Source organism: Streptomyces sp. NPDC088733 (assembly GCF_044751185.1).
In the GTDB taxonomy this organism is placed as follows: Bacteria; Actinomycetota; Actinomycetes; order Streptomycetales; family Streptomycetaceae; genus Actinacidiphila.
The window spans coordinates 205,941-231,929 of record NZ_JBIVLH010000011.1; the positions used below are offsets into that span (position 1 = coordinate 205,941).

The 25,989-nt window shown below is 74.4% G+C and carries 22 protein-coding genes; 12 read left to right on the forward strand and 10 right to left on the reverse strand.

Going from position 1 to position 25,989, the window contains the following annotated elements:
• Positions 1-494: 494 nt before the first annotated feature.
• From ACIP64_RS22080 to ACIP64_RS22100, 5 genes are all read left to right on the forward strand, one after another.
• Positions 495-1,292: a glycosyltransferase family 2 protein gene (locus ACIP64_RS22080; protein ID WP_401589302.1), complete on the forward strand. Its 798-nt coding sequence runs from the start codon at positions 495-497 to the stop codon at positions 1,290-1,292.
• The gene (locus ACIP64_RS22085; RefSeq protein WP_401589304.1) at positions 1,289-2,242 is read left to right on the forward strand and encodes a glycosyltransferase family 2 protein; all 954 of its coding nucleotides are present in this window, start codon (positions 1,289-1,291) and stop codon (positions 2,240-2,242) included. Before ACIP64_RS22080 ends, ACIP64_RS22085 begins: the two co-directional genes overlap by 4 nt.
• A gap of 52 nt (positions 2,243-2,294) precedes the next feature.
• Positions 2,295-3,119, forward strand: a complete 825-nt coding sequence (locus ACIP64_RS22090; protein WP_401589306.1) for a polysaccharide deacetylase family protein — start codon at positions 2,295-2,297, stop codon at positions 3,117-3,119.
• Positions 3,112-6,843 carry a lipopolysaccharide biosynthesis protein gene (locus ACIP64_RS22095; RefSeq protein WP_401589309.1) on the forward strand — a complete coding sequence of 1,244 codons (3,732 nt, stop codon included), beginning with the start codon at positions 3,112-3,114 and terminating at the stop codon, positions 6,841-6,843. Before ACIP64_RS22090 ends, ACIP64_RS22095 begins: the two co-directional genes overlap by 8 nt.
• 81 nt (positions 6,844-6,924) lie before the next feature.
• Entirely contained in the window at positions 6,925-7,149 is a 225-nt protein-coding gene (locus tag ACIP64_RS22100; protein ID WP_401589311.1) for a hypothetical protein, read from the forward strand.
• Positions 7,150-7,164: 15 nt separating this feature from the next.
• Here ACIP64_RS22100 and ACIP64_RS22105 read toward each other — a convergent pair whose 3' ends face one another.
• Entirely contained in the window at positions 7,165-8,592 is a 1,428-nt protein-coding gene (locus tag ACIP64_RS22105) for a xylan 1,4-beta-xylosidase (RefSeq protein WP_401589313.1), read from the reverse strand.
• A 122-nt stretch (positions 8,593-8,714) separates the two neighbouring features.
• On the opposite strand from ACIP64_RS22105, the gene ACIP64_RS22110 reads away from it, so the two are divergent.
• Positions 8,715-9,827 (forward strand): DUF5925 domain-containing protein, encoded by a 1,113-nt coding sequence (locus ACIP64_RS22110; protein WP_401589316.1) that lies wholly within the window; start codon positions 8,715-8,717, stop codon positions 9,825-9,827.
• The gene (locus tag ACIP64_RS22115) at positions 9,827-10,369 is read left to right on the forward strand and encodes a TrmH family RNA methyltransferase (protein ID WP_401589319.1); all 543 of its coding nucleotides are present in this window, start codon (positions 9,827-9,829) and stop codon (positions 10,367-10,369) included. The genes ACIP64_RS22110 and ACIP64_RS22115 overlap by 1 nt, the downstream gene beginning before the upstream one ends.
• A gap of 13 nt (positions 10,370-10,382) precedes the next feature.
• Here the strand turns inward: ACIP64_RS22115 and ACIP64_RS22120 are convergent, their stop codons facing one another.
• From ACIP64_RS22120 to ACIP64_RS22135, 4 genes are all read right to left on the reverse strand, one after another.
• Positions 10,383-10,757: a GntR family transcriptional regulator gene (locus ACIP64_RS22120; RefSeq protein WP_401589322.1), complete on the reverse strand. Its 375-nt coding sequence runs from the start codon at positions 10,755-10,757 to the stop codon at positions 10,383-10,385.
• A gap of 22 nt (positions 10,758-10,779) precedes the next feature.
• A complete protein-coding gene (locus ACIP64_RS22125; protein WP_401589325.1) occupies positions 10,780-11,916 on the reverse strand; it encodes a methyltransferase domain-containing protein in 1,137 nt (378 codons plus the stop codon).
• Between the two features lie 86 nt (positions 11,917-12,002).
• Positions 12,003-12,440, reverse strand: a complete 438-nt coding sequence (locus tag ACIP64_RS22130) for a hypothetical protein (protein ID WP_401589328.1) — start codon at positions 12,438-12,440, stop codon at positions 12,003-12,005.
• 251 nt (positions 12,441-12,691) lie between these two features.
• Positions 12,692-14,227 (reverse strand): carboxyl transferase domain-containing protein, encoded by a 1,536-nt coding sequence (locus ACIP64_RS22135; protein ID WP_401589331.1) that lies wholly within the window; start codon positions 14,225-14,227, stop codon positions 12,692-12,694.
• 151 nt (positions 14,228-14,378) lie between these two features.
• On the opposite strand from ACIP64_RS22135, the gene ACIP64_RS22140 reads away from it, so the two are divergent.
• On the forward strand, positions 14,379-14,699 hold the full coding sequence (locus ACIP64_RS22140; protein ID WP_360906226.1) for a hypothetical protein: 321 nt from the start codon (positions 14,379-14,381) through the stop codon (positions 14,697-14,699).
• Between the two features lie 83 nt (positions 14,700-14,782).
• Entirely contained in the window at positions 14,783-15,523 is a 741-nt protein-coding gene (locus tag ACIP64_RS22145) for a DUF2637 domain-containing protein (RefSeq protein ID WP_360906225.1), read from the forward strand.
• Between the two features lie 78 nt (positions 15,524-15,601).
• Here the strand turns inward: ACIP64_RS22145 and ACIP64_RS22150 are convergent, their stop codons facing one another.
• The 3 genes from ACIP64_RS22150 to ACIP64_RS22160 all read right to left on the reverse strand — a co-directional run bounded on the left by ACIP64_RS22150 (position 15,602) and on the right by ACIP64_RS22160 (position 21,156).
• Positions 15,602-16,471 carry an esterase/lipase family protein gene (locus ACIP64_RS22150; RefSeq protein WP_401589334.1) on the reverse strand — a complete coding sequence of 290 codons (870 nt, stop codon included), beginning with the start codon at positions 16,469-16,471 and terminating at the stop codon, positions 15,602-15,604.
• A 189-nt stretch (positions 16,472-16,660) separates the two neighbouring features.
• Positions 16,661-17,677: a hypothetical protein gene (locus ACIP64_RS22155; protein ID WP_401589337.1), complete on the reverse strand. Its 1,017-nt coding sequence runs from the start codon at positions 17,675-17,677 to the stop codon at positions 16,661-16,663.
• Positions 17,674-21,156, reverse strand: a complete 3,483-nt coding sequence (locus ACIP64_RS22160) for a DNA polymerase III subunit alpha (protein WP_401589339.1) — start codon at positions 21,154-21,156, stop codon at positions 17,674-17,676. The genes ACIP64_RS22155 and ACIP64_RS22160 overlap by 4 nt, the downstream gene beginning before the upstream one ends.
• Positions 21,157-21,337: 181 nt before the next feature.
• Here ACIP64_RS22160 and ACIP64_RS22165 point away from each other — a divergent pair, with 181 nt between their 5' ends.
• A complete protein-coding gene (locus ACIP64_RS22165; protein ID WP_401589342.1) occupies positions 21,338-22,228 on the forward strand; it encodes a nuclease in 891 nt (296 codons plus the stop codon).
• Here ACIP64_RS22165 and ACIP64_RS22170 read toward each other — a convergent pair.
• Entirely contained in the window at positions 22,215-23,375 is a 1,161-nt protein-coding gene (locus ACIP64_RS22170; protein WP_401589344.1) for an amidase, read from the reverse strand. The two genes, ACIP64_RS22165 and ACIP64_RS22170, sit on opposite strands and share 14 nt — an antisense overlap.
• A gap of 173 nt (positions 23,376-23,548) precedes the next feature.
• Here ACIP64_RS22170 and ACIP64_RS22175 point away from each other — a divergent pair, with 173 nt between their 5' ends.
• Positions 23,549-24,325 (forward strand): TIGR04222 domain-containing membrane protein, encoded by a 777-nt coding sequence (locus ACIP64_RS22175; RefSeq protein ID WP_401589347.1) that lies wholly within the window; start codon positions 23,549-23,551, stop codon positions 24,323-24,325.
• Positions 24,326-24,499: 174 nt separating this feature from the next.
• Positions 24,500-24,805, forward strand: a complete 306-nt coding sequence (locus tag ACIP64_RS22180) for a hypothetical protein (protein WP_360906218.1) — start codon at positions 24,500-24,502, stop codon at positions 24,803-24,805.
• 48 nt (positions 24,806-24,853) lie between these two features.
• Here the strand turns inward: ACIP64_RS22180 and ACIP64_RS22185 are convergent, their stop codons facing one another.
• On the reverse strand, positions 24,854-25,966 hold the full coding sequence (locus ACIP64_RS22185; RefSeq protein ID WP_401589349.1) for a S1 family peptidase: 1,113 nt from the start codon (positions 25,964-25,966) through the stop codon (positions 24,854-24,856).
• Positions 25,967-25,989: the final 23 nt, after the last annotated feature.

Genomic DNA, 25,989 nt, shown 5'->3' on the forward strand with positions numbered 1-25,989 from the left:
TGCGCCACAGGAATGATCAATAGCCTTCAACACGGTTGATCGGTATTGATCCACACTGATCAGGATCTACTAGCGCTCCACGGGACTCACCATGACCCTCCCGGACCGACCAGGACGACTATTCGCCAAATCCGTGAAACGGTATTCACTCTCACGAGTCTTGCCATAGAGTTCCAACCGTCAATATCGTCATACATCCACCCGCATCGACCTGTTCTGCAAAGCGGCTCAAGGGGAGGGCCGGACAGTCGCCACAGGGAGACCGCGGGGCGCGGTAGGGGGGTGCCGTGCTCGGTCACCGGAACGTGTGTGCCGAGTCGCGAGCCGCGCGGCCAGTCACGCATGTCCACTCACCCGGCCCGCCAGCACAGGGGACACCGCCATGCCCCGCATGCGCGGATTCCCGGGCGGGGTGAGACAACCCCCCTTTCGAACCGGCACACCAGAGGGCGCCCGGGGCGGGCGACCCACCGGACGAGAGGGAAAACAGACTCATGAGCTCGTCTCTGCGCCCGGCAGTCACCGGGCACGCGCAGCCGACCGCGGTCCTCGCGCCGGACCATTTCACGCCGGTCTCCACGCACTTGGCGATCGCTCCGCTCGTCAGCGTGGTCATCCCGGCGATGAACGAGGCGGAGAACCTGCCGCACGTCTTCGCGACCCTGCCGTCGTGGATCCACGAAGTGGTCCTCGTCGACGGGAACTCCACCGACGGCACCATCGAGGTCGCCCGTGAACTGCGGCCGGACGTCCGCATCGTGACACAGACCGGCAAGGGCAAGGGCGACGCCCTGATCAGCGGTTTCGCCGCCTGCACCGGCGAGATCATCGTGATGGTGGACGCCGACGGCTCGGCGGACGGGTCGGAGATCGTCTCCTATGTCTCCGCCCTGGTCGGGGGCGCCGACTTCGCCAAGGGCTCGCGCTTCGCCAACGGCGGCGGCACGGACGACATGACCCCCATCCGCAAGCTCGGCAACCGTGTCCTGTGCGCCGTGGTCAACGCCAAGTTCGGGGCCCGCTACACCGATCTGTGCTACGGCTACAACGCGTTCTGGCGGCACTGCCTGGACAAGATCACGCTGGACTGCACCGGCTTCGAGGTCGAGACCCTGATGAACATCAGAGTCGTCACGGCCGGCCTGAAGGTCCAGGAGATCCCCAGCCACGAGTACGTCCGCATCCACGGCGTGAGCAACCTGCGCGCGGTGCGCGACGGCTTACGGGTGCTGAAGGTCATCGTGCAGGAGAAGAACGAGCGCCGTGCCGCACGCCGCCAGGACGTCCGGTGACCGGACGGACCCCGGTGTCCGTGGTGATCTGCGTCTACACCGAGGACCGCTGGGGCGACATCCTCGCCGCCGTGGCCTCGGTGCGGGCGCAGAGCCTGCCCGCCCACGAGGTGCTGCTGGTCGTCGACCACAACCCCGCGCTCCGGGCCCGGCTGGTGGAGCACTACGCCGGAACGCCGGTGCGGGTGCTCGCCAACACCGGGCCGCGCGGACTGTCGGCCGGTCGCAACACCGGGATCGAGGCGTCCACCGGCGAGGCCGTCGCCTTCCTCGACGACGACGCGGTCGCCGAACGGGACTGGCTGCACTGGTTCGCCGACGCCTTGGAGGACCCGCTCGTCCTGGGCGTCGGTGGGCGCACCCGACCGGTCTGGGCCTCCGGGCACCGGCCGGCCTGGTTCCCCGAGGAGTTCGACTGGGTGGTGGGGGCGTCCTACCGGGGCCAGCCGCCCGGCCGGGCCCCGGTCCGCAACGTCCTCGGCGGCAACGCCGCGTTCCGCCGCACCGCCTTCGACATCGCGGGCGGCTTCGCGACCGGTATCGGACGCGACGGCGACAAACGCCCGCTGGGCTGCGAGGAGACGGAGTTCTGCATCCGCCTCGCGCAGGCCAAGCCCGGCGCGCTGCTGCTCATCGACGACCGCGCCGTGATCTGGCACCGCGTCCCCGCCGCCCGGGAGCGCTTCGCCTACTTCCGGACCCGCTGCTACGCGGAGGGGCTGTCCAAGGCGCTGGTCACCCGCAGCGTCGGCACCGAGGCGGGACTGGAGACCGAACGCCGTTACGCCACCCGCGTTCTGCCCGCCGGCGCCGCGCGCGGACTGCGCGACGCCTTGCGCGGCCGCCCCGGCGGCGCGGGGCGGGCCGGCGCCATCGTGACCGGTGTGGCGACCACGGCGGCCGGGTATGCCGTCGCCCGACTGCGCACCCGGGGGGAGGCCATGCCGTGAGACCGGCCGTCCCCCTGCCGTCCGTCCACCGCACACCGGGAGGTGCCCTCGTATGACCGAGTACGACGGACGGCGGGACGGCCCCGTGCCGATCCTGATGTACCACGCCGTCACCGACACGCCCGCCCGGGCGACCAGGGGGCTGTCCGTGACCCCCGCGGCCTTCGCAGAGCAGATGGCACTGCTGGAGGACCGCGGCTTCACCCCGCTCGGCACATCCGCGCTGGCGTCCGCCTGGCGCGAGGGGCGGCCGCTGCCGCGGCGCCCGGTGCTGATCACCTTCGACGACGGCTACGAGGGCGTGCACCGGCACGCCCTCCCCGTGCTCAAGGGCCTCGGCTTCGCCTCGACGCTCTTCGTCTCGACCGGCTGGCTGCGCGGCGCGTACGAACTGCCGGGCGCCGCGCTGGACACCATGCTCGACTGGGACCAGGTGCGCGAACTGCGCGACGCCGGCACCGAGATCGGCGGGCACAGCCACAGCCATCCGCAGCTGGACCAACTCGGCGACAAGCGGCTCTGGTTCGAGCTGCTGCGCTGCAAGGAGATCCTGCACGACGAACTGGGCGCGGCCCCGTCCTCCTTCGCCTACCCGTACGGCTACTCCACCCGCCGGGTGCGGCAGGCCGTGCGCACCGCCGGTTTCGGCGCGGCGCTCGCCGTGGGCAACGCCCTCGCCGACCCGCGGCGCCAGAGCCCCTACGCGCTGGCCCGGGTGACGGTCCGCCGCAGCACGGGGACCGAGGAGTTCGAGCGGCTGGTCGAAGGGCGCGCCGTCGCCCGCAACTTCGCGGTGGACCGGGTCCTGACCCAGGGGTACTCCCTGGTGCGCAGAGCCCGCAGGGGTGTGCGGAAGGTGCGCGAGAGCGGTGTCTGAGACGACCACCACGCCGGCCACGCCCACAGCGCCCGGGGACGAACCGGCGCCCGGGCAGGAGTCCGCCGGCGCGGCCGCCGGCGATCCCGGAACCGCGTCCGCCGCCGCCAAGCGCGGCGGGAACCAGCTGTTCCGCAACGCCTACGCACTGATGCTGAACACCGGTGTCTCCGCGGTCCTGGGCCTGGGCTACTGGCTGGTCGCGGCCCGCTACTACAGCGAGGACGCGGTCGGCCAGGGCTCGGCGGCCATCGCCGCCATGAAGTTCCTCGCCGGACTGACCGCGGTGACCCTCACCGGGGCCCTGGCACGCTTCATCCCGGTCTCCGGGCGGCGCACCGGGCGCCTGATCTTCGGTACGTACGCCGGGAGTTCGGCGATCGTGGCGTTCGCGGCGGCGGTCTTCCTCTTCACCCTGGGCCTCTGGGGCCCCTCGTACCGTTTTCTGCACGGCACGGTCAACGGCCTCGGTTTCATCGCGGCGGTGATCGGCTGGTCGCTGCTGACCCTCCAGGACGGGGTGCTGACCGGGCTGCGGAAGGCGGTGTGGGTGCCCGTCGGCAACACCGTCTTCTCCGCCGCGAAACTGGCCCTGCTCGTGGGCCTGGCCGCCGCCGTGCCGACGGCCGGCGTGTTCGTGTCCTGGGTCGCCGCCATCGGCCTGTCGGTGGTGCCGCTGGGCTGGCTGGTCTTCCGCCGCCTGGTGCCCCGGCACGTCAAGGCCACGGCGGGGACCGTCGATCCGCCGACGGGCCGTCAGATGGGCCGCTTCGTCGCCGGTGACGCCACCGGCTCGTTCTTCGCGCTCGCCGTGGTGTACCTCGTCCCGGTCATCGTCGCCTCGCAGATCTCCGCCACGGACAACGCGTACTTCTACATCACCATGACGATCGGCGGCACGATCGACCTGCTGGCGATCAACATGGGGTCCTCGCTGACCGTGGAGGGCGCCCACGACCCGGGCCGGATCGCCGAGAACTGCCGGGCGGCGCTGCGCCGGATGGCCAGGATCATGGTGCCGATCACGCTCTTCATGGGCGTCTTCGCACCGCAGATCCTCGGAGTCTTCGGCGACGGCTACGCGCAGGAGGGCGCGCCGCTGCTGCGGCTGCTGGCGCTGTGCTCGCTGACCCGGGTGCTGATCGAGGTCTACTTCGGCGTCCTGCGCGCGCAGAGCCGCACCGGGCTGCTGGCCTTCCTCCAGGGCCTGCTGTGCCTGCTGGTGCTGGGATCCACCCTCGCGCTGCTGGGGCCGCTGGGCATCACCGGGGCCGGGTGGGCCGAGCTGGGCAGCCTCGTGGTGATCGCGGTGGTCTCCGTCTTCGGGCTGCGGCGGCTGATCGCCGCCCCCGCGGCGGCCCCGACCGAGGGGGATGCCGGCGAGGCGAGCGGGGCGAACGCTGTGCACGAGGCGGCGGCCGCCTCCGGACCGGCGCCCGAGCAGACGGCCGCGGCGGGCGAGGACCTGGAGATCGTCTACGGCACGCGCTGGGCCCGTGCCGCCGCGCTGGACAGCGACACCCTCCAACTGGGCGTCCACCTCGACTTCGACCACCCCGAGCGGCGTCCCTGGGTGACGCCGCCGAAGGGCACCGCGGTCCCGGAGCTGCCCGCGCCGCGCGCGGAGAAGTCCCTGGCCGCCGCGGCGCCCGCGTCCCCGCCCCCCGCGGCCGGACCACCCGCGCAGACACCGCCGGAGGCACCGGCGACGCCCGACGCGCCCACCGGCCGCCGGGCCCGGCTGCTCGAACTCGGCGTCTGGGGACTGCTGCTGGGCGCGCTGGCCCTGTACTGGCTGCCGCTGACCGGCATGGACGACGCCTCGCTCGACGCGATGAACGGCCTGGGCCTGATCTCCGTCCTCCCGCCGGCGACCCTGGCCGGGGCGGCGCTGCTGGTCGCGGCCTTCGCGGCCGGCCTGTGGCTGCGCGCGCCGCGCCGGTGGCTGCTCCTGGCGGTCCTGCTGGCGACGGTGGTGTCCCTGCACGCCGTGCCCGCGGTCCTGGAGGAGCAGCCGCGGTTCGCCACCGCGTGGCAGCACGCGGGCTTCATCGACTACATCGGCCGTACCGGGGACGCCGCGCCCGACATGGACGCCCGCTTCTCCTGGCCCGGCTTCTTCGCCGCGGTCACCTTCGTCACCCGCGCCATCGGGCTCACCGACCTCACCGAGGTGCTGCGCTGGTGGCCGCTGGCCGTGGAACTGCTGTACCTGGCACCGCTGATGCTGCTGCTGCGCGCGGTGCGCGCCGGATGGCGGGCGAAGTGGTGCGCGGTGTGGATGTTCGCGCTGTGCGGCTGGGTGGGGCAGGACTACTTCTCCCCCCAGTCGCTCAACTACCTGCTCTACCTGCTCTTCGCGGCCGTGCTCCTGGTCTGGTTCCGGTCCACCGGGGCGCCGCGCGGCAAGCTGCTGCCGGGTGAGGCCGAGGTGCCCCCGACGGGCCGGACCGACCGCGCGGTGCTGCTGGCCCTGCTGGTCGCGCTGTTCGCGGCGTCGGTGGTGAGCCACCAGCTCACGCCCTTCGTGATGCTGGGGGTGCTGACCGTGCTCGTGCTCGTCCGGCGGTCGACACCGCTCGGGCTGCCGCTGCTGTGCGGGGTGCTGCTGATCGGGTGGATCTGCTACCTGGCGGAGCCGTACTGGTCGGGCCACTTCGACGAACTCTTCGGCGGCATGGGCTCGCTCGGCGGCAATGTCTCCTCCAGCGTCTCCGGGCGCATCGAGGGCGGCAGCACGGTGCACAAGCTGGTGCTGTACGTGCGGGTCGCCCTGGCCGGCGGCGTCATGATGCTCGCGGCGGCCGGGTGGCTGCGCCGCCGCTGGGCCGGCTTCAGCGACCTGGCGCTGCTGGTGCTGCTGGTCGTGCCGTTCCTCGGCTTCGGCATGCAGTCCTACGGCGGCGAGATGGCCCTGCGGGTGTTCCTGTTCGCCCTGCCGGGGGCCGCCGTGCTGGGCGCGCTCGCGTTCTTCCCGCGGTCCTCCTCGGACCGCGGGTGGCGCGGGCCGGCCGCGGCGCTGCTGGCCGGCTGGGTGCTCATCGCGGGCTTCCTGGTGGCCCGCTGGGGCAACGAGCCGTTCGAGCGGGTCCGCACCGGCGAGGTCGCGGCCATGGAGTACGTGTACGCGCACGACAAGCCGACCGCGCGCCTGGTGTGGCTGAGCACCGACCCGGTGAACGACGTGACGCCGAGCCTGCCGTGGAACGCCCGGGACATGGAGCGGGTGAGTTACGTGCCGGTCCTCGCGCCGCGCGACCCGGTGCTGGTCGATCCGCTGGTCGAGGCGCTCCAGGACGCGGGACCGAACGCATACCTGATGGTCTCGCGCGGCCAGAACGCCTATCTCCAGCTCGACGCCGGGTTCTCCCGGACCTGGCCCGACAAACTGCTGCGCTCCCTCGACGCGCGCACCGAGCTGCGGCCGGTGGTGCGCAACGAGGACGCGACGGTCTACGAGCTGAGCGAGCAGCCCGCCGGCTGGGAGGCGCCCGAGCCCCGGCCCGGCCGGGTCTTCCCGGTGGTGACATGGAACACATGGACGGCGGCGGGCGTGCTCGCCGGCGTCTCGCTGCTGGTGCTGCTCGGCGCGCGCGAACTGGCGCGGGTCACCCTGCCGGAGGCCAGGCGGCGGCGCGGTATGCGCTGGTCGCTGGTGGCGGCCGCGCCGCTGCTGCTGGTGTTCCTTGCGGCGACGGCGGTCCGTTTCCTCACCCTGAGCTGACCGGCCGCCCGGCCTCCCCGGAGCAGCCCCGGGAACACCGCGCCGCCACGCGGCGTTCCCGGGGCCAAGGAGGTGCGAGCGATGGCGCACAAGGAGAACGGCACGACCCCGCGGGCACAGGTCACGGCACCGGAGGCCCCGGCAGAAGGGGCGGACACGGCGGCGCAGGCCCGGCGCGCCCGCTTCGGCCGGCTGCCGGAGCGCGTCCGACCGCAGGACGCGGTCCCCGCGGTGCGGGCCACGGTCCACGACCCGGACCGCGACGCCTACAACCCGGACGAGTGGCTGGTCCGCAACGTCGTCTGACGCCGGCCGCGGCCGCTACCTGCCGCGCCGCAGCCAGTGGATGCCGTAGGCGGGCAGGTCGAAGGAGCGGCCGTCCACCGCCGCCCGGATCGGGCGGTCGAGCGTGTTGACGACGAGCACCGCCTTGTCGTCGGCGAGCACGCGCACATTCGGCCGGTCGTCCTCGGCGACGGACACCGTACGGAAGCGTGTGCCCGGCGGGAAGGCGGCGCCGAAGCGCCGGAGCAGGTCCATCATGGGCAGTTGCCGGCCGCCGCCGGAGGACAGTTCGGTGCTGGTCCACAGGCAGCCGGGGCACGCCTTGCCGCGCTCCTGCGGGTTCCAGTAGAACGCCGCGTCGGCGCCGCCGCGGGCGAGCTCCATCATGGCGGCCGCCTGGACGGCGGTGCGGTGCCGTTCGTCCCAGCCGGTCGGTTTCCCGTCCGGTTCGACGTACCACTCGGCCCACCACAGCGGCAGCCCGCCGCTGCGCTGCTTGAGCCAGCGGCCGACGGCGGCGAACTTCTCGGTGGCGGCGAACTCGTCGGGCACCAGGGAGTCGTCGCGGTTGGTGCTGGAGCCGTCGGCGACCAGGAAGTCCGCGCCGGCCTTGTGGCGCAGCCAGTAGTCCACGGCGTCCAGGACGCGCCGGTCGGCCGCGCCCCAGGGGCCCTTGAGGGTGCCGGAGGCGTCGCCGTTGCCGTCGTCGCCGGGGGCGAAGCTGTCCATGACGAGGTAGGGGCCGCCGACGAGATTGTCCGGATTCACCTTCTTCACGGCCTGGTACACGCGGTTGTACAGATCGGTGTAGCCCTCGTAGTCCCAGCGCTGCTCGCCGTCGTTCCAGAAGCCCTTGAACTCGTTCCAGACGATGAAGTGCCGCACGTCCGGATAGCGGCGGGCGACGGTGGCGGCGAGGGCCGCGAAGTCGTCGAAGTGGCTTGGGTCGGGGGCGACTTCCAGCCGGGACCAGTCCGTACGCGCACCCGGCGCGCCGCCCTTCATCCAGTCCGGGGCGCAGCACAGCGTGATCACGGGGGTGCCGCCGCTGGCCCGGATGAGGTCGATGCGGTCGTCGAGCTCGCCGAAGTCGTACTTCCCCGGGGCCGGTTCGGGGTTGTCGGCGCCCCAGCCCATGATCGCCTGGTCCTGGGGCAGCGACCGCTCCGAGAGCAGTCCGGCCACCGCCCGCTTGGCCGGGCCCTCGCCGTGGTCGGCGCTGTACTCGGTGTGGGTCAGCCCGAAACCCAGCTCGGTGGAGGGCTTTCCGGTGGGTGTGCTGGACGGGCTGTGCACCCCGGCGCCCGGCCCGGCACTGCCGCGCCCGCCGTCGCCCGTACCGCCCCGCAGGTCGCACGTCGTCAGCAGCAGCGCCAGCGCGACCACACCGATCCCCAGAAGCGCGGTGATGCCTCGCCGCCCCGCCCCCGGTACTTTCGCACGCACGTCCCCATGGCGTCCCATCACCAGCCAGGGTAACCGCCGCGTTGCCCGGATCGGGCGGGTTTCACCGGGGGTTCGACGGGATTGCGCCGCTCCGCGAAAACCCTGTGCGCGTGCGGAGCCCGTGCCGGATCATGAGCGTCATGCCCGACGCAACGCCCCCGCATCGCGCCCTGTCCATCCGTCTCGGCATGAACGACGACGACTCGCCGTCCGACGCCATCGACGCCCTGTTCCTCAGCCGCTTCGTCACCGGCGAGCAGCCGTACTCGCGCGGCTCATCCGTGGAGCGCGTGAAGTCGGGACTGACCCTGCTGCCGGCCGGGGCCGAAGTGCTGCGCGCGGCACGCGACAAGGACCGCGGCGCCACCCTCGCCGAGGGCGACGGCTGGACGATCCTGGTCTCCCGCTGGCACCACCGCGCGGACGTGACGGTGACCGCCGTGAGCGAGGAGCTCGCGCAGCGCGTGCTGGCCGAGGCCGTCGAGGACGCCGAGGACCAGCCGGAACCGCAGCCCGACGACGTCACCATGGGCTTCTGGTACGTGGCCCCGCGCCGCGGGCCGCACCGCATCACCCGGCAGATCAGCGCCGCGCCCTGGGACGACGTCCGGGGCAACTACACCGCGCCGGTGGCCGAGGCCGTGGACGGGCTGATGAAGCTCACCGCGGACGACATCAGCGGCCGTCTGCTGCTCCTGCACGGGCCGCCGGGCACCGGCAAGACCTCCGCGCTGCGCACCCTGGCCCGCGCGTGGCGGGACTGGTGCCAGGTGGACTGCGTGCTCGACCCCGAGGTGCTCTTCAACGACGTCGGCTACCTGATGGAGATCGCCATCGGCGAGGACGACGCCGAGGGGCCCGGCCGCTGGCGGCTGCTGCTCCTGGAGGACTGCGACGAGCTCATCCGCGGCCAGGCCAAGCACCAGACGGGCCAGGCGCTGTCCCGGCTGCTCAACCTCACCGACGGGCTGCTCGGGCAGGGCCGCAACGTCCTGGTCGGCATCACCACCAACGAGGACCTGGAACGGCTGCACCCGGCGGTGGTCCGCCCCGGGCGCTGCCTGGCCCGGATCGAGGTCGGCCCGCTGACCCGCGCCGAGGCCACCAGCTGGCTCGGCACGTCCGAGGGCGTGGGCCGCGACGGCGCCACGCTGGCCGAGCTGTACGCGCTGCGCCGCGGGGCGTCCTCCGCCGGCGGCCCCGTGCTCCCCGCCCAGACCCCGGCCTCCTCCTCGGGGGGCCTCTACCTCTGATGCCCGCGGGTCGCCCGGACGGGACGAAGCGGAACATCCGCACCCGCACCGGTGCCGAACTGCGGCGCGGCCGCCGCCCCCGGGCGCACGGCTGCTGGGACCACCTGTACGCGGCGCCCCTGTGGCCGCTGCACGGCGCCAACCTGGGCACACTGCTGCGCACCTGCGACGCGGTGGGGGCGTGCCTGGTCGTCCCGCGCTTCCCCTGGGTACCGGAGGCGCTGGCCCGCGGCAACACGCTGCGGCGCCCCGCTTGTGTGCACTGGACCGGCGACCCGCTGGGCTGGCTCCAGCGGCAGCGCGACCGCGGGGCGCACATCGTGGGCGTCGAACTCGCCGACGAGGCCGTGCGGCTGGCGGACCTGCCGGCCGCACGGCGGACCACGGTCGCCGTCCTCGGCCACGAGCAGCACGGCATCCCGCCGGAGGCGCTCGACCTGCTCGACCTCGCCGTCGAGATCCCGATGATGGGGACCGGCGCCAGCCTCAACGTCGCGGTCGCAGGCTCGCTGGCGCTGTACAAACTGGCCGGGCTGCTGTGATCGGGACGACCCGCTACCCGTCGTACGCGGCGCGCAGCGCGTCCCGCACGGCGGCCTCGGCGGCGGCGCGGTCCAGGCCGAGGCGGTGGGCGCGCTCGGCGTAGGCCGTCGCCGCGGTGGCCGCCTCGCGGTCGGCGGCGTCGCCCGCGGCCGCCACGAACGTGCCGTTGCGGCCGCGGGTCTCGATCACGCCGTCCGACTCCAGGGCGCGGTACGCCTTGGCCACGGTGTTGGCGGCCAGGCCGAGTTCGTCGGCGAGTCCGCGCACCGTCGGCAGCCGGTAGCCGACCGGGAGGGCACCGGAACGGGCCTGGTCGGCGATCTGGGCGCGCAGTTGCTCGAACGGCGCGGCGGCCGCGGTGGGGCGGATGACGATCTTCAAACTCACTGTTGTTCGCTCTCCCGGTGGGTCACGGCACGGCGTTTGCCGCGGCCATTGTGCTGCAGCCGCTCGGCGCGAGGGCGACGGCACGGCCGGGGGCGTGCGGGTCGTGGGCGATGGTGTCGCCGGGCTCGTGCAGGTGCAGCACGAAGCGCTCGCCCGCGCGGTACGCCTCCAGGCCGGCCCGGCAGTACGCGACCATGTCGTCCGGCAGCGCGTCCAGCGGGAACCAGCCGAGCTCCGAGCACTTGTCCGGCTCGCGGTTGACCGGCTCCCGGCCGGACCCGTCCGCGACGAAGAACCAGCCGATGCGGGCCTCGCCGCCGGGCGCACGGTGCTGCATGACCAGGGCGACGCCGGTCTCCTCGGGACGCAGCACGACGCCCACCTCCTCGTACGCCTCCCGGATCATCGCCTCCCGGACGTCCTCGCCGTCCTCGACATGGCCCGACGGAGCGTGCAGCAGGCCGTCGGCGTACCCGGTGTTGACACGGCGGCCGAGCAGCACGCGGTCGTCGCGCACCAGGATCAGGTGGACGTCGACGATCTCGCTGTGCCGCCGGGGCGGGGCCGGCCGCACCACGGCGGCGTAGCGCTCGTCCCGGACCGGGCGGCCCCACAGGGCGGTGTCGCGGGCGAGCTGCTCGATCTCCGTGTGCGCGGCGAACGGGCGTACCAGGGCGGCGAGTTCGGCCGCCGTGATCCCCACCGGCGCCGCCTCCCCCCAGCATCCCTCGACCAGCACGAGGCGGCCGCCGCGCCGCAGCAGTCCCGCCCAGCGGCGCAGCGCCGCCGCCGGGTCGGGCATCGCCCACAGCAGGTGCCGCACCAGCACGACGTCGAACCGCCCCGCCGGCACAGGCGGCCGCAAGGCGTCGCCGACGACCACCCGCGCGTCCGTCCCCGCCAGCTTCGCCCTGGCCAGGGCCACCATGCGCGGCGACCGGTCCACCCCGGTCACCCGGTGGCCCTGCTCCGCCGCCAGCGCCGCGAGACTGCCCGTCCCGCACCCCAGGTCCAGCACGTCCGCCGGCGCGTCCGGCAGCCACCCGCGCAGCCGCCCCGCCCACGCCGCCCGGACCTCCGGCTCCCGCAGCCCGTGGTCCGGCTCCTCGTCGAATCGGTCCGCCTCGGCGTCCCAGTACTCCCCGCTCTTTTCGTCCACCCGCCGATCCTGCCACCCCCCACTGACACCGCCCGGGGCGGCGCCGGACCGTACGGAGGCAGCCACTTCGGGCGTGCGGTGCGCCGTCACAGCGTCCACCAGCAATAAAGGCGCAGGCCCGCGGCGTGAGCCCGTCCGGCCAGGCCGGCCAGGGCCTCCAGGACCACCACTGCCGTCGCCGCATCGAGTCCGACAACCGCGCGCTTCGCGGACCATGCCTCGGCCGCGGCCGCGATGTCGTCCCCGGAGGCGGAGACCAGGGCGTCGCACAGCGTGTCCGACACGGCGAGGACGAACGGGCTGTCGATGTCCCCGGAGGACAGCAGCTGTCCCACCCTCGGGCGCCGGCTTGCCTCTTGATGACCGCAGCCGGTCATCACGGCCTCCACCTGGGCGATGGCATCGACCGGATCGATGTCCTTGAGGAAGATCACGTCCAGCCCCGCGCGGACCGGTCCGCCGGCCTCGATCACGGCAACGGCGGACTCGTCATCGGCGGCAGAGAAGTAGTCGGCGTCCGGCATGCCAACGGATTCTGGCATCCGCCACTGACGATCGACGTCCCCGGGCCCGGACCGGATCCTCACACGTCCGGGACTCGCCTTGCGGGGACCGACCACCGCCCGAACCGTCCCGCGGCAGCGACCGCTTCGGCCCCGGGCCGCGAGAGCCCCACGCCCTGACACGGCACCGCTCGACGCCGCCCGGGCAGAAGGCTGTCGCAGGCGGTCGGCGGGGACGGGACGGTGCGGCGCACCCCCGCGCGCCCGCGGGGTCAGCGGAGGCCGAGGGTGCGGTAGCGGGCGCGGCGGGCGGCGAGGCGTTCGGGGCGTGGCAGGGTGCGGAGGGCGGCGAGTTCGGCGCCGAGGATCGCGCCGAGGCGGGTGAGGAAGGCCTCCGGAGCATCCGAGGCGTCCCCCGGGGTCTCCGCGCCGGAGGCCTCCTCGACGACGCGGTCGACGATGCCGCGCGCGAGCAGGTCGGCGGAGCGCACGCCTTGGCGGGCGGCGACCTCGAAGGCCCGTTCGGTGGTTCGGTAGAGGATGGCGGAGGCGCCCTCGGGCGGCAGGGGGGACAGCCAGGCGTGGCGGGCGGCCAGCACCCGGTCGGCGGGCAGCAGGGCGAGGGCTCCGCCGCCCGCGCCCTGGCCGAGGAGGAGGCAGAGCGTGGGCGCGGGCAGGGTCACCAGGTCCGCGAGGGAGCGGGCGATCTCACCGGCGAGGCCGCCCTCCTCAGCCTCCCGGGACAGCGCGGCGCCCGCGGTGTCGACGACGGTGAGCAGCGGCAGGTCCAGTTCGGCCGCGATGCGCATGCCGCGGCGGGCCATGCGCAGTCCGGCGGGGCCGAGGGCAGGGGGCCGTCCGTCGCCGGCGCCCCGCCGGTCGTGGCCGAGGACGACGCACGGGGTGCCGCCGATCCGGGCGAGCGCGAGCAGCAGTCCGGGGTCCCGCTCCCCCGCGCCGGTGCCGCTGAGCGGCGTGACGTCGCGGCCGGCCACCGCCAACAGGGCGCGCAGCCCGGGCCGTTCGGGCCGCCGTGAGCGGCGGATCGACTCCGCGGCCGGCACATCGGCGGCGGCGTCACCGGCCGGGACGGCGTCGTCTGCCGGGAGGTCCGGGTCGCCGCAGAGCACCGCCAGCGCCCGCGCCGCCGCCCCGGCGAGCCGCTCGGACGGCAGGACGGCGTCCACGATGCCGTGGGCCAGCAGGTTCTCCGCGACCTGCACGCCGGGCGGGAACGGCTCGCCGTACAGGGCCTCATGGACACGGGGGCCGAGGAAGCCGATGAGCGCACCGGGTTCCGCGGACGTGGCGTGGCCGAGCGAGCCCCAGGAGGCGAGGACGCCGCCCGTGGTGGGGTGGCGCAGGTGGACCAGGTAGGGCAGTCCCGCCGCCTTGTGGTCGGTGACGGCCGCGGCGACCTTCACCATCTGGAGGAACGCGATGGTGCCCTCCTGCATGCGCGTCCCGCCGGACGCCGGGGAGGCCAGCAGCGGCAGCCGTTCGCGGGTGGCGCGTTCGACCGCCCGTACCAGCCGCTCCCCGGCGGCCACGCCGATCGACCCGCCGAGGAAGCCGAACTCACCGACCACGACGGCCACCCGCCGGCCCCGTACGCGGCCCTCGCCGGTGACCACCGACTCGTCGAGCCCGGTCCGGGCGCGGGCCCTGTCGAGGTCGGCCCGGTACTCCTCGCCGTCCAGATACGGAGGAACAGGGGGAACGGGTTCATCCCAGCGGCGCCAGGTTCCGGGGTCCAGGACGTCGTCGACGAGCCGGAGGGAGGCGGGGCGGCGGGGCGGTTCGGTCATGGGGACACCCTGCCATCCCGCCGAGGCGTTGGCCCGCAGGTCAACGCGCCGTTGTGGAGCGGTACTCGGGGCGGGCGCGAGCGCCGCCGGGCGCGCCGGGGTCACTCGTGTGGCCCACGTCCATCACCGGGTCGGCCGTCGTTGTGGGGATGTGGCTACAGTCAATCCCCAGAGCGCGCCTGAGGCGTCGTCCGGGAGCGCGACCCCCCGGACCGTCCCGGCGTCCGTCCGCCGCACGCACCCCCCGCGCACCTCGCCCGGTTTCCCCCTCGGGGAGTGGGTCTTCATCCCGCGGGCCGACCACTTCCTCGGCGGTTCCGGTGCCTCGGACGCCTACATCGAGCGCGGTGACGAGCGGGTCCCCCTCGTCCACTGCTCCTCGGAGCTGGAGCAGTTCACGAGGGAGATGGCCGGGATCGAGGGGGATTTCACCCGTCGCTGCTCCGGCATCGACCCGGCGGCGCCGTACTGAGGGGCCGTCCCCTCCCTCTTGGCCCCTTGCCCCCATGCCGTCTTGCCCGTTTGCCCCCGCCCGGCCCCGACAGGAATGCCTTCATGCCGCCTTTGCAGGACCGTTTCCGCCCTGAGAATGGTCTGCCGTACGAGGATCAGCTCCACGGTTCCACCATTTACAGCCCCCGCCAGTCCGGCCACGACGACACGTCGGGGCACGGGGTCTTCTCCGCCCCGGACTTCGATGTCCTCAACGGGGCGTGGGCGTCCGAGGAGGAGCTGGCGCAGTTGCTCGACCAGTCCGGGGAGGACGACGAGGAGGACGTCTTCCAGCACGCCCCGGACACCGCGACGCACGAGCTCCCCCTCACGCGCCGCCGGCACCGCAAGATCCGCCGGGCCGCGCTGCGCCGCCGGCTGACCCGGACCCAGACGCTGAGCTTCGTCGTCGCCGCGCTGGCGGCGACCATCGTGGCGATGGTGAGCGTGCTCGGCGGGATGATCGCGCACGACCCGCTGCGGAACATCGCGTCCGCCGACGGGTCCGCGGGCCTGGCCGACTGGTGGCCGCTGCTGGTGTACGGCCCGTGGATGGTGGCCTCGCTGTCGATCCTGCGCGCCGCCCTCCACCAGCGCCGCGCCCCGCACTCGTGGGCGGTCGTGCTGCTCTTCTCGGCGTTCGCCATCCTGTTCTGCATCGCCTGCGCCCCCAGGACGATCACCAACTGGACCGTCGCGGCGCTGCCCGCCATCGCGGCCCTGTCCTGCTTCCACCAGCTCGTCCGGCAGATCACGCTCACCCGGCCGCCGCGGCGCACCCCGCGCAGCCGGCGGCATTCCTGAGGCGCCACCGGCCGGCGGCCGCCATGGGGCTGCTTCCGGTCCCGTCCGGGACCGGAAGCAGTGGCGGAACCGGCCGGATCAGCTGAAGACGTCCGTGCAGTCGGTCCGCGTGGCGTGCGCCGGGTCGAGGGCGTTGGCCGTCTCGTGGAAGACGATGCGGTCGGTCAGCCCGATGAGGACGTGCTCGGACAGGTCGAGCGAGCACAGGTCCTGGAGCACCACGTTGTGGACGTCGGGTCCCGACAGGAACTGCGAGGTGTACGGCGTGACGACCTCGTCGTACCGGGTCGCGATCACCGTGTAGTGGATGCCGGGAAGGGTGTCGCCGCCGGCGTTCAGTTTGGTCAGGAAGGCCGATCCGGCCATCTGGTCCGTGAGGCCCTGGGGCAGGAGGCCGTCGATGGCGTCGGCGGCCCCGGGGAAGTAGGGCAGCAGGTTGAGCAGTCCGTTCAGGTCGGTGCCGTGGTTGTCGGCGCCGATCCCGACGAGGGCGTTGACCTTGCCGGCGCCGCCCAGGAACTTCATGTAGTAGCGCGGCATCATGCCGCCCTGGGAGTGCCCGACGATGTCGACCTTGCCCGCGCCGGTGGACGCGCGGACCCGGTCGACGTAGTCGGCGAGCTGCTGGGAGGACGCGGCGATGGAGCCGAGTCCGTAGAAGACCGGGACGCCGGGCAGCTGGCCGTAGTCGAGGGAGTAGACGCAGTAGCCGCGCGCGACGAGGTACGGGGCGAGGCCGAGCCAGTTGTCGATGGAGTTGCCGAAGGTGCCGTGGACCAGGACGACCGGGCGCGGGTGGGCGGCGGAGGGCTTGCACGACCAGTTGTTCCAGCCGCTGCTGGGGGCGGAGGCGGCGGCGGTACCGGCCAGGGCGGGCGTCACGGTGAGCGCCGCGGCGAGGGCGAGTGCGGACAGCAGCCGCAGCGTTGTCCGTCTGAAGTGCAGCATCGAGCGATCTCCTCGCAGGTGGGGGAAAAGCAGGGGGGACCGTTCCCTGACGACCTGTGATCCGGATCACAAGATTGCTGAGCTTCCGTCAATTTACGCACGGGTAACAAAAACCGGCCAGCTACTGGTCGGTAAAGAATGTGTCACGCTGACTTCACTGCCGTGTGATAAGAGGGACGGCATCGCGGACTACGACGCCTTGCGGAACGTGGCGGCCGGACGCACCGCGCCGAAGCCGAACCGGGCGTTCACCCGGTCCACGGCCGCCTCCGCCGTCAGGTGCGACGCGCGCATCGGGTCCAGCGAGAGCTGCTGGGCCACGCGGTCGGCGCCGGTGAGGTCCTCCGCGCGCAGCCCGATACCGGTCAGGCGCGCCCGTTGCAGCCCGGCCGCGTCCATCAACTGATAGGCCAGGAACCGCAGATCCTCCTCGTGCGCGGACGGCTCCGCGAGCCGCCGGGTCCTCTCCCACTGCCCGTCGCCGGCGAACCGCAGCGTCAGGGACAGGGACCTGGCGGCCTGTCGGCGGCCGCGCAGCACCGCCCCCAGCCGCACCACCAGGTCCAGGAGCGCGGCCCGGGCGGCGGGGCCGTCGAGTTCGTGCCGGGGGAACCGGTGCGTCACACCGGCCGACGGCGGCAGGTCCTTGGGGGCGACGGGACGGGGGTCCGTGCCGCGCGCCCGTTCCGCGGCCAGCCGGCCCGCGCGCCGGCCCAGGATCCGCTCGACGACGCCCGCCGGCACCGCGGCGACCGCCCCGATGGTGTGCAGTCCGTACGTGCGCAGCGCCTCGGCCTGCTTGGGGCCGACGCCGTGCAGCGCCTCGACCGGCAGCGGCGCCAGGAAGGCGTCCGCCTCGCCTTCGGGCACGGCCAGGACGCCGCCCGGGCCCGCCACGCGGTCCGAGGCCGTCGCCGCCACCGCCCATGTCTCCGCGACGCCGATCCGCAGGTCCGCGGCCAGCCAGGCCATCGCCCGCAGCCGTACCAGCCCCGCGATCCGCTCGGCGTCCGCGCCGAAGTACCGCTGCGCACCCCGCACCTGCACCAGAGCCGCCCGGGGCGGGACCGCCTGGACGACGGGGGAGAACTCGCGCAGCAGGTCCAGCACCGCCCGGTAGCGCTCCTCGGGCAGTGCCGGGGCGCAGCGCACGTGCAGGATGCTCGCCGTGCCGTCCGGCCGCCGCCCGGTGTCGCCGTTCGTCATCGTCCCGCGCTCCCCGGGCTGGAGTGCCAGAGCTTGCGGCCGGTGGGGACGCCCTCGCCGGCGGGGCGCAGGTCGGCCCAGGGGTGCATCTCGTAGCCGGTGGACATCCGCACCCGGCGGCCGTCGGGCGGCGCGACGGGGAGGCCCGCGGGCTCGTCCGCGGTCCCGCCCGGGGTCTCGGCCAGCCGGGCCGCGACCGCCTCCAGGCCGTCCTTTCCGCGCAGTTCGACGAGTTCGGCGAGGTTCCAGGCAGCGGAGCCGACGACGGACAGGCTCTGCGGGCCGCGGCGCTGGACCACCCCGCGGACCAGCAGCAGCCAGGAGTGGAAGACGGTGTGCGCGCAGGCCTCGTGGCTGTCGTCGAAGAAGGCGAGGTCGACCAGGCCGGTGCCGTCGTCGAGGGTGGTGAAGATGACCCGGCGCCCGGAGCGGATGGGCGGGGTCTGGGTGGCCGCCTTGGCGCCGGCGACCAGGACGGTCTCGCCGTGCCGCACCTCGCGCAGCCGGTGCGCCGGGATCGCGCCCAGCTCCTCCAGGAAGGCGAGGTGGTCCTCCATCAGGTGCCGGGAGGCGTCCATGCCGAGCACACCGAGCTCGGCGTGGAGCCGTTCGCCGGCGTCCATGTCGGGCAGGCCGGCCGGCGGGGACACCGCCGCCTCTCCCCCGGTGAGGGCGAGCTGGCCGTCGTACGCGGAGGCGCGGCCCTGCCGGTGCAGCTCGGCCACCTGGAGCAGCAGGTCGCGGCGGTTGCCGCCGAACGCGTCCAACGCGCCGACCTGCACCAGCCGTTCGGCCGCGGCCCGGCCGGGACGGGCCCGCTCCCACAGGTCCTGGAGCGAGGTGTAGGGCTGCCCAGCGGTGATCCGGGCGACCTCCGCCTCGCTGATGCCGTGCACCTCCGACAGCGCGAGCCGCAGTCCCCACACCCCGGGCATCCCGGCCCCCTCCCCTTCATCATCGGACACCAGTTCGATTCGATAGGCGGCGCCCGACCGGTTGACGTCCAGCGGCAGCACCGGCACCCCGCGCCGCCGGGCGTCCGCGAGCAGCAGCCGCTTGGGGTACATGCCCGGGTCGTGGGTGAGCACCCCGGCGTAGAAGGCCGCCGGATGGTGCGCCTTGAGCCAGGCCGACTGATAGGTGGGCACGGCGAAGGCGACGGCGTGCGCCTTGCAGAAGCCGTACGCGCCGAAGGCCGAGACGATCTCCCAGGTGTGCCGGACGACCTCGCGGGGGTAACCGCGCTCCCGCGCCCGGTCCGCGAACCAGGCCCGCACCCGGCCCTGCCGCGTCTCGTCCGACAGCGCCCGCCGGGCCTCGTCGGCGAACCCCCGGTCGCAGCCGGTCATCACGCGCATGATCTCGATCAACTGCTCGTGGAAGACGACGACTCCATAGGTCTCGCTCAGCACGTCCTTCAGATCGGGATGCGCGTAGTGGACGGGCTTGCGGCCGTGCCGGGCGTCGATGAAGGGCCGCACCATGTCCGCGGAGACCGGGCCCGGGCGGAACAGCGAGATGTCCACGACCAGGTCGTGGAAGGTGCTGGGCTGCAACCGCCCCACCAGGTCGCGCTGGCCGGGCGACTCGATCTGGAAGCAGCCCAGCGTCTCGGCGGAGCGGATCAGTTCGTAGGTGGCCGGATCGCCCGGCGGGACCTGCGCCGGGTCCTCCAGGTCGATCCGGCCGCCGCCGGTCCGCTCCACCTCGTCCAGGGCGTGCGCCATCGCGGACTGCATCCGCACCCCGAGCACGTCGAGCTTGAGCAGCCCGAGGTCCTCGACGTCGTCCTTGTCGAACTGCGACATCGGGAAGCCCTCACCGCTGGTCGGCATCACCGGCGTGCGGTCCAGCAGCCCGGCGTCCGACAGCAGCACCCCGCACGGGTGCATGGCGACCCCGCGCGGCAGCGCGTCCAGTGCCTCGACCAGCTCCCACAGCCGGCCGTGGTCCTCCCCCGCCACCTGCCGCAGCTCGGGCAGTTCGGCGAGCGCGGCCCGCGCGTCGCGCGCCCGGATGTGCGGGAAGGCCTTGGCCAGCCGGTCGGTCAGCTCCGGCGCCAGCCCCAGGGCGGCCCCCACGTCGCGGACGGCGTGCCGGACCCGGTAGGTCTCCGGCATGGCGACGGTGGCGACCCGCTCGCCACCGAAGCGGTCCAGGATGCGCCGGTAGACCTCCAGCCGGCGGGCGGACTCCACGTCGATGTCGATGTCGGGCAGGGAGGCCCGCCGCCCGGACAGGAAGCGCTCCATGAGCAGGCCGTGCTCGACGGGGTCGGCGGCGGCGATACCCAGCAGGTGGTTGACGAGCGAGCCCGCACCGGAGCCGCGCGCGGCGACCCGGATGCCCATCTCCCGCACGTCGGCGACCACTTGGCCGACGGTGAGGAAGTACGAGGCGAAGCCGAGCCGTTCGATGATCCGCAGTTCGTCCTCCAGCCGCGCCCAGTACCCCGGTTCGCGGTCGTGCCCGGTGCGGACCATCCCGGCGGCGCAGCGCGAGCGCAGGACGCGGTCGGCGGTGCGGGCGCCGGCCCCCACCGTCTCCGGCTCGGGGAAGTGGACCTGCCCGATCCCCAGGTCGTCCGCGGGGTCGACGGCGCAGGCCGCGGCGGTCTCCTCGGTGGCACGCAGCAGCCGGTGCGCGTCCTGGCGGCCGAACCCGGCCGCCTCCACGATCCGTTCGGCGGTGCGCGCCATGTCCCCCGCGTCCTTCAGCCAGCGGCCGCCGCCGTCCAGGCCCTCCGGCGTGCGGACGTCGACGGGCACGAGCCGGCGCGCCGAGTCCAGCACGTCGGCCACCTCCCCCTGCCCGGGGTCGGCGTAGCGGACGGCGTTGGTCAGCACGGGGGTCACCCCCTGCTCGACGGCGAAACCGACGATGCGCGCGGCCAGCCGCAGCGACCCCGGCCCGGTGCCGGTGCGGCCGTGGTGGGCGGCCTCCAGGCGCAGCGCGTCCCCGTACGCCGCGCGCCAGGGGCGCAGCAGCTTCGCGGCCCGGTCGGGACGGCCGGCGGCGAGCGCCCGGCCGACCTCGGAGTCCGCGCCCAGCAGGACGAACACCCCCTCCTGGCCCAGGTCCGCCCAGCCCAGCCCCGCCTCCCCGGCATGGGCGGCGCTGATCAGCCGGCACAGCGCGGCCCAACCGCGCCGGTCCCGGGCGAGGAAGACCGCCCGGTCGGCCGCCTCCGGGACGAAGGAGCCGCCGCGCACCGGGGTGCGCCGCCGGCCGCCGGGCGGGTGGGCGGCCGGCCCGTCGTACGCCGCAGGCACCGCGAGCGAGGTGCCGAACAGCGGCCGCACCCCGGCCCGCGCGCAGGCCTTGGCGAACCGCACGACGCCGGCCACGGTGTCCCGGTCGGTCAGCGCCAGCGCGTCCATGCCCCGCTCGGCGGCGCGCTCGGCCAGCCGTTCGGGGTGCGAGGCCCCGTACCGCAGCGAGAAACCGGAGACGGTGTGCAGATGCGTGAATCCCGGCATACGCACCTCCGACCGCTCACGTCTCCCCCCTTCCGGACCCTCCGGTACCCACCATAGACCACTTCTCGAACACACGTACGAAGACATGCCGGAGACGTGCCGGATCCCTGTCCTCCACCACCGTCCGTGTGGTTTCCTGCACACGACGTCACCGCCGGCGCACACCCGAGGGGAAGCAGCCATGCCGATGCTGCTGGTCAAAGGGTCCTTCCAGATAACCGGCAGCGAGCCGGACGGCGACACCGTGGGCTTTGTCCCCACCCGCCACCCGGACTGGAACCGCGTCCCGGGAGCGGCCCGGCTCGACCTCACCAACTCCTGCCGGGGCAAGCTGCGCCTGGACGCCGTCGACGCCCTCGAGACCCACTACGGGCCGACCTCGGCACCGGCCCACCAGCCGCTGCCCTTCGCCCACGCGGCCCGGGACGAACTCCTGGCGTGGCTCGGCTTCACCGATGTGCGGCGCGCGCCGGACAGCGAACGGGTCGTCTCCGCCGTCCCCGAGAGCGTGCCGGGGTGGATCCTCACCGGCGGCGTCGACGTGCACGGCCGCTGCGTCGCCCTGGCCGGCCGCGGCCCGCTGCCGGAGGGCACTCGCAGCGGCCAGGACGTGTCGGTCGGCGTGCCGCTGCTGCGCCGGACGGTCAACCACCATCTGATCGAGCGGGGCCTGGCCTACCCGACCTTCTACAGCAACCTCTACGAGGACCTGCGCGAGGAACTGGCCGCCGTGACCCGGCAGGCCAGGACCGCGGGGGCGGGGCTGTGGCCGCAGGACGCGAGCACCGCGGGGGTGAAGGTCACCGGGCTCTCCTCGCTCACCGACGAGGCCGTGGTCGTCCCCAAGCTCTTCCGGCGCCTGTACGACCACCTGGCGTCCGGCGAGTTCTCCCTCTCCCCTTCGTCGTCCTTTCGCGCTTTCCTCGCCGGAGCGGCCGACACGTACCGGATCGCGTCCTCGGCCACGCCGCGCGCGCAGGTGCGCGGGCTGCACCACGTCGTCGAGCTCACGGACGACGGCACGGTGCGGATGACCCGGCCGATCGAGGAGCTGGTCTTCACCGAGGCATGACGGCCAAGGCCAGCTCCGCCGCCCAGCGCAGCAGTTCCTCGTCCTCCCCCGGGCGCCCGACGACCTGAAGCCCCAGCGGCAGGCCGTTCGCGGCGTACCCGGCGGGCAGACTCACGGCGGGCAGGCCCGCGTTGCTCCACGGCAGGCACATCACCGCGTCGCCGGTGCTGTCCAGGCCGAACGGGGCCGGGCCGGTGGCGGGCGGTGCCAGCCACGCGTCGATCCCCTCCATCGCGTCCAGCAACCGCCCCCGTACGTCCCGGCGTTCGCGCACGGCCCGCTCGTAGTCGCCGCGTCCGATCGCCTGCCCCTCGCGGATGGCGGCGACGGTCTGCTCGCGGTAGAGGTGCCCGTGGCGGGGGAACCAGCCGGCGTGCGTGCGGGCCACCTCGTAGCGGTTCATGATGAACAACTGCCGTACCACCGCCTCGAACTCGCCGGGCGCGTCCATCACCGGCACCTCGCGCACGGTCCAGCCCGCCGCCGCCAGGCGCGCGGTCTGCGCGGCGAAGGCCGCCCGCGCCTCCGCCCCGGCCCGGTCCAGGTACGGCCCGGCGGGCACGCCGAGCACCGGACGGCCGGCTCCGTCGCCGCCCGGCACCGGTACCCGCCAGTCGTCGCACAGCACGGACGCGCCGAGCGCCGCGCCCGCGACGTCGGCGGCGAGCACGCCGACCGTGTCGAAACTCGGGGCGTTGGCGATCACCCCGTCCACCGGGATCCGCCCGAAGGTCGGCTTGAAGCCCACCACCCCGCAGAAGGCCGCGGGCCGGATCACCGAGCCCACGGTCTGCGTGCCGACGGCCAGCGGCACCATGCCCGCGGCGACGGCCGCCGCCGATCCGCTGCTCGAACCGCCCGGCGTGTGGGCGGTGTTGTGCGGATTACGGGTGGGTCCCGGCGCGGTCACCGCGAACTCGGCCGTCACCGTCTTCCCCGCGATCAGCGCCCCCGCCGCGCGCAACCGGTCCACCAGCGGTGCCTGCGGCCCCGCCAGTACCTCCGCCGGCACCCGCGACCCGGCACGGGTCTGCGTCCCGTCGCAGCGCACGATGTCCTTGACGCCCACCACGACCCCGGTCAGCACGCCCGGCGGCGCCGCGGCCGCCTCCGCCGCGAGCCGTCCCCGCCGGTCGGGCTCGGGCACGACCGCACCCGGGCGTCCAGCCGGTCGATACCGTCGGTGCAGTCACGCACCACCGCCGCGAGATCCACCTGGTCCGTCACGGCGGTTCAGGCTACGCCCCAACCTCTGGCCTTGCTCAAACCGGGCGTTCCGGCGTGCGCCGGCGGGCACACCACCTCCAGGGGGTGGTGGGAATGTCCTGGCTCGCATGGACGTGTTCCGGGATCGCGGTGGGACTGCTCGCCGCGGCGGCCGTACTGCTGCGCGCGCCGCGCGCTTCACTCGATGAGGTGACGGATCCGTACGAGGCGGCGTATCTGCGCGACGGCCCGCGCGGCGCCGCGACCGTGGCCCTGCTCGCGCTCCATCTGCGCGGCACCGTGGACGCGGGCCCGCACGGCACCGCGCGGATCTCCGGGGCGATGGCCGGGCTGTCGCACCCGCTGCAACTGGCGGTCTACAAGGCGCTGTACCGGCCCTCGGGCGTGAACGGCGTCACCACGTCCCGCTCCGTGCGGCGCGAGACCGACGCCCTGCGCGAGCGGCTGGCCGGCGCCGGGCTGGTCCGCCGCGGCCGCGGGCTGCGCACCGCGCGGATGCTGGCGTGCGCCGCCGCGGTGGCGGCGGCGGTCGCCCTGGTGGGGGCGGACGGCTGGGGACCGGTGCTGCGGGTGGCCGTCCCCGCCGCGCTGGTGGCCGGCGCCTGCGCCGTGTGGGCGGTGCCGCGGCGCACCCGCGCCGGCCGCCGCGCGCTGCGGCGGACCGGCGAGCGCTTCCCCCTGACCCGGTCGCGGTCCCTGTCGCCCGAGTCCGCCCTGCTCGCCGCCGCCCTCCACGGTGCCCCGGCCCTGCTGGCCGCCGCCCCGCACTTCACCCGGGACAGCGGTCTGCTCGGCCGCGACCGTACGGACAGCCTCTACGTCTCGCGCACCGGGACGTCCGGAGGGGGCGGTTTCAGCTGCGGAGGGTGAGGGGCCGCCGGCCTCCGGCGGGGGACCAAACCCGGTGACGGTGCGAGATGGGTCACGTCCGGACGTCCCGCGCGTATCCGTTCGTCCCGCGCGTCAACACCCGTCACGCCCCGGGTGACCGAAGACCCGGAAGGGGTTGCGAAGGCAAGGGGACGGCACGGTTTACTGACCGCCATGACGGCGACCGGCACCACCCTCAGACCCGCGGCGCACCCCGGCCGGCTGCGCATGCTGAACCATCTGCGCCGCCTCGCGGCCGCGGGCCTCGTGGAGCCGCCGTGCGCACGGCAGCCGCACCGGGCCGGCGACACCGGGCCCGTCGAGGCCGCCGGCGACGCGGAGGCCGCCGAGATCTGGGACGACTTCCGGCACCGGCTCGCCGCGCTGCTGGTCGGACTGCACGAGGACGCGCGGGCCCCCCGCGTACCGGCACCGCGGACCGCGGGCGCCGTCGTGATGGCCTTCCCGCTCGACCGCTGAGCCTGCCGCCGGAACCCGCGCGCCCCCCGTGCGTGTCAGCGCCGCACGTCAGCCGAGTTCCGCGCCCACGGCGGCCAGGGCCGTCGTCACCGGCTGGAAGAACGTCTCCCCTCCCGACCGGCAGTCACCGCTGCCCCCGGAGGTCAGCCCGATCGCGCTCCCGTCGCGGGTGAACAGCGAGCCGCCGCTGTCCCCCGGCTCCGCGCAGACGTCGGTCTGGATGAGCCCGGTGACGGTGCCCTCCGGGTAGTTGACGGTGGCGTCGAGGCCGAGGACGGTGCCGTTGTGCAGACCGGTGGTGCTGCCCATGCGGAACACCTCCAGGCCCACCGCGGCGTCCGCCGCCCCGGTGATCGGCAGGGCCCGGCCGTTGCCGAGGTCGACCTGGCCGGGGGCGTCGGTGCCCGGGTCGTCGTAGGTCACGAGGGCGAAGTCGCCGTCGCCGGGGAAGGTCGCGGCCGTAACCGTCGCGACGGGGGCGCCGCCCTGCGTGTCGGACCAGGCGGGGAAGGCGACACCGCAATGGCCGGCGGTCAGGAAGGCCGGGGCGCCGTCCTTGACGACGTTGAAGCCGAGCGAACAGCGCGCTCCGTCGGCGAAGATCGCGTCACCGCCGGCCACGAAGGGCGTGATCCGGCCCGCGGACCTCTCGATCCGGGCCATGCCGCTGCCGAGCGACCGCACGGTGGCCCGGAGCGTGTCCCACTTCCCGCCCGTGACCGTGCCGTCCGCGGTGACCAGGATCTGGTTGGTCCTGGGGTCGACGGCCCAGGCGGTGCCCGGGATGGTGGCGTTCTGCCTCAGCACCCCGGCCGCGCCGGTCAGTTCGGCGGCGGTGTTGCGGACCTGGCGGGGTACGGCGCCGGCCTGCCGGACCCCGCGGACGGCCTCGGGGTCGTTCCCGGCGACATTGACCACGAGCCGCCGGCCGGCCGCGTCCCAGTACGCGCCCGCGATCGACGAGCCGAACTCCGCGGTGAGCCGGGAGGCCGTCCCCGCCGCCGAACCGGCGCCGAGGGCCTGGGGCGGTGCGTCCTGCCGCGAGGGCTCCGGGGACTGCGACGCGTTGGCGTCCGGCAGCAGGACGGCGGCCGCGGCGACGGCCGCGAGGCCGGCCGCGACCAGTGCGATGTTCCGTTTCGGCAGGTGCTTGTGCTTCAACTCACGACCTCCTGTGGGGGGAT

Coding starts and splice junctions, on each gene's coding strand:
- ACIP64_RS22180 (WP_360906218.1), top strand. CDS start 24,500: ATGACGGCGACCGGCACCACCCTCAGACCCGCGGCGCACCCCGGCCGG.
- ACIP64_RS22160 (WP_401589339.1), bottom strand. CDS start 21,156: ATGCCGGGATTCACGCATCTGCACACCGTCTCCGGTTTCTCGCTGCGG.
- ACIP64_RS22135 (WP_401589331.1), bottom strand. CDS start 14,227: ATGACCGAACCGCCCCGCCGCCCCGCCTCCCTCCGGCTCGTCGACGAC.
- ACIP64_RS22155 (WP_401589337.1), bottom strand. CDS start 17,677: ATGACGAACGGCGACACCGGGCGGCGGCCGGACGGCACGGCGAGCATC.
- ACIP64_RS22130 (WP_401589328.1), bottom strand. CDS start 12,440: ATGCCGGACGCCGACTACTTCTCTGCCGCCGATGACGAGTCCGCCGTT.
- ACIP64_RS22090 (WP_401589306.1), top strand. CDS start 2,295: ATGACCGAGTACGACGGACGGCGGGACGGCCCCGTGCCGATCCTGATG.
- ACIP64_RS22115 (WP_401589319.1), top strand. CDS start 9,827: ATGCCCGCGGGTCGCCCGGACGGGACGAAGCGGAACATCCGCACCCGC.
- ACIP64_RS22080 (WP_401589302.1), top strand. CDS start 495: ATGAGCTCGTCTCTGCGCCCGGCAGTCACCGGGCACGCGCAGCCGACC.
- ACIP64_RS22145 (WP_360906225.1), top strand. CDS start 14,783: ATGCCGCCTTTGCAGGACCGTTTCCGCCCTGAGAATGGTCTGCCGTAC.
- ACIP64_RS22175 (WP_401589347.1), top strand. CDS start 23,549: ATGTCCTGGCTCGCATGGACGTGTTCCGGGATCGCGGTGGGACTGCTC.
- ACIP64_RS22105 (WP_401589313.1), bottom strand. CDS start 8,592: ATGGGACGCCATGGGGACGTGCGTGCGAAAGTACCGGGGGCGGGGCGG.
- ACIP64_RS22100 (WP_401589311.1), top strand. CDS start 6,925: ATGGCGCACAAGGAGAACGGCACGACCCCGCGGGCACAGGTCACGGCA.
- ACIP64_RS22150 (WP_401589334.1), bottom strand. CDS start 16,471: ATGCTGCACTTCAGACGGACAACGCTGCGGCTGCTGTCCGCACTCGCC.
- ACIP64_RS22110 (WP_401589316.1), top strand. CDS start 8,715: ATGCCCGACGCAACGCCCCCGCATCGCGCCCTGTCCATCCGTCTCGGC.
- ACIP64_RS22165 (WP_401589342.1), top strand. CDS start 21,338: ATGCCGATGCTGCTGGTCAAAGGGTCCTTCCAGATAACCGGCAGCGAG.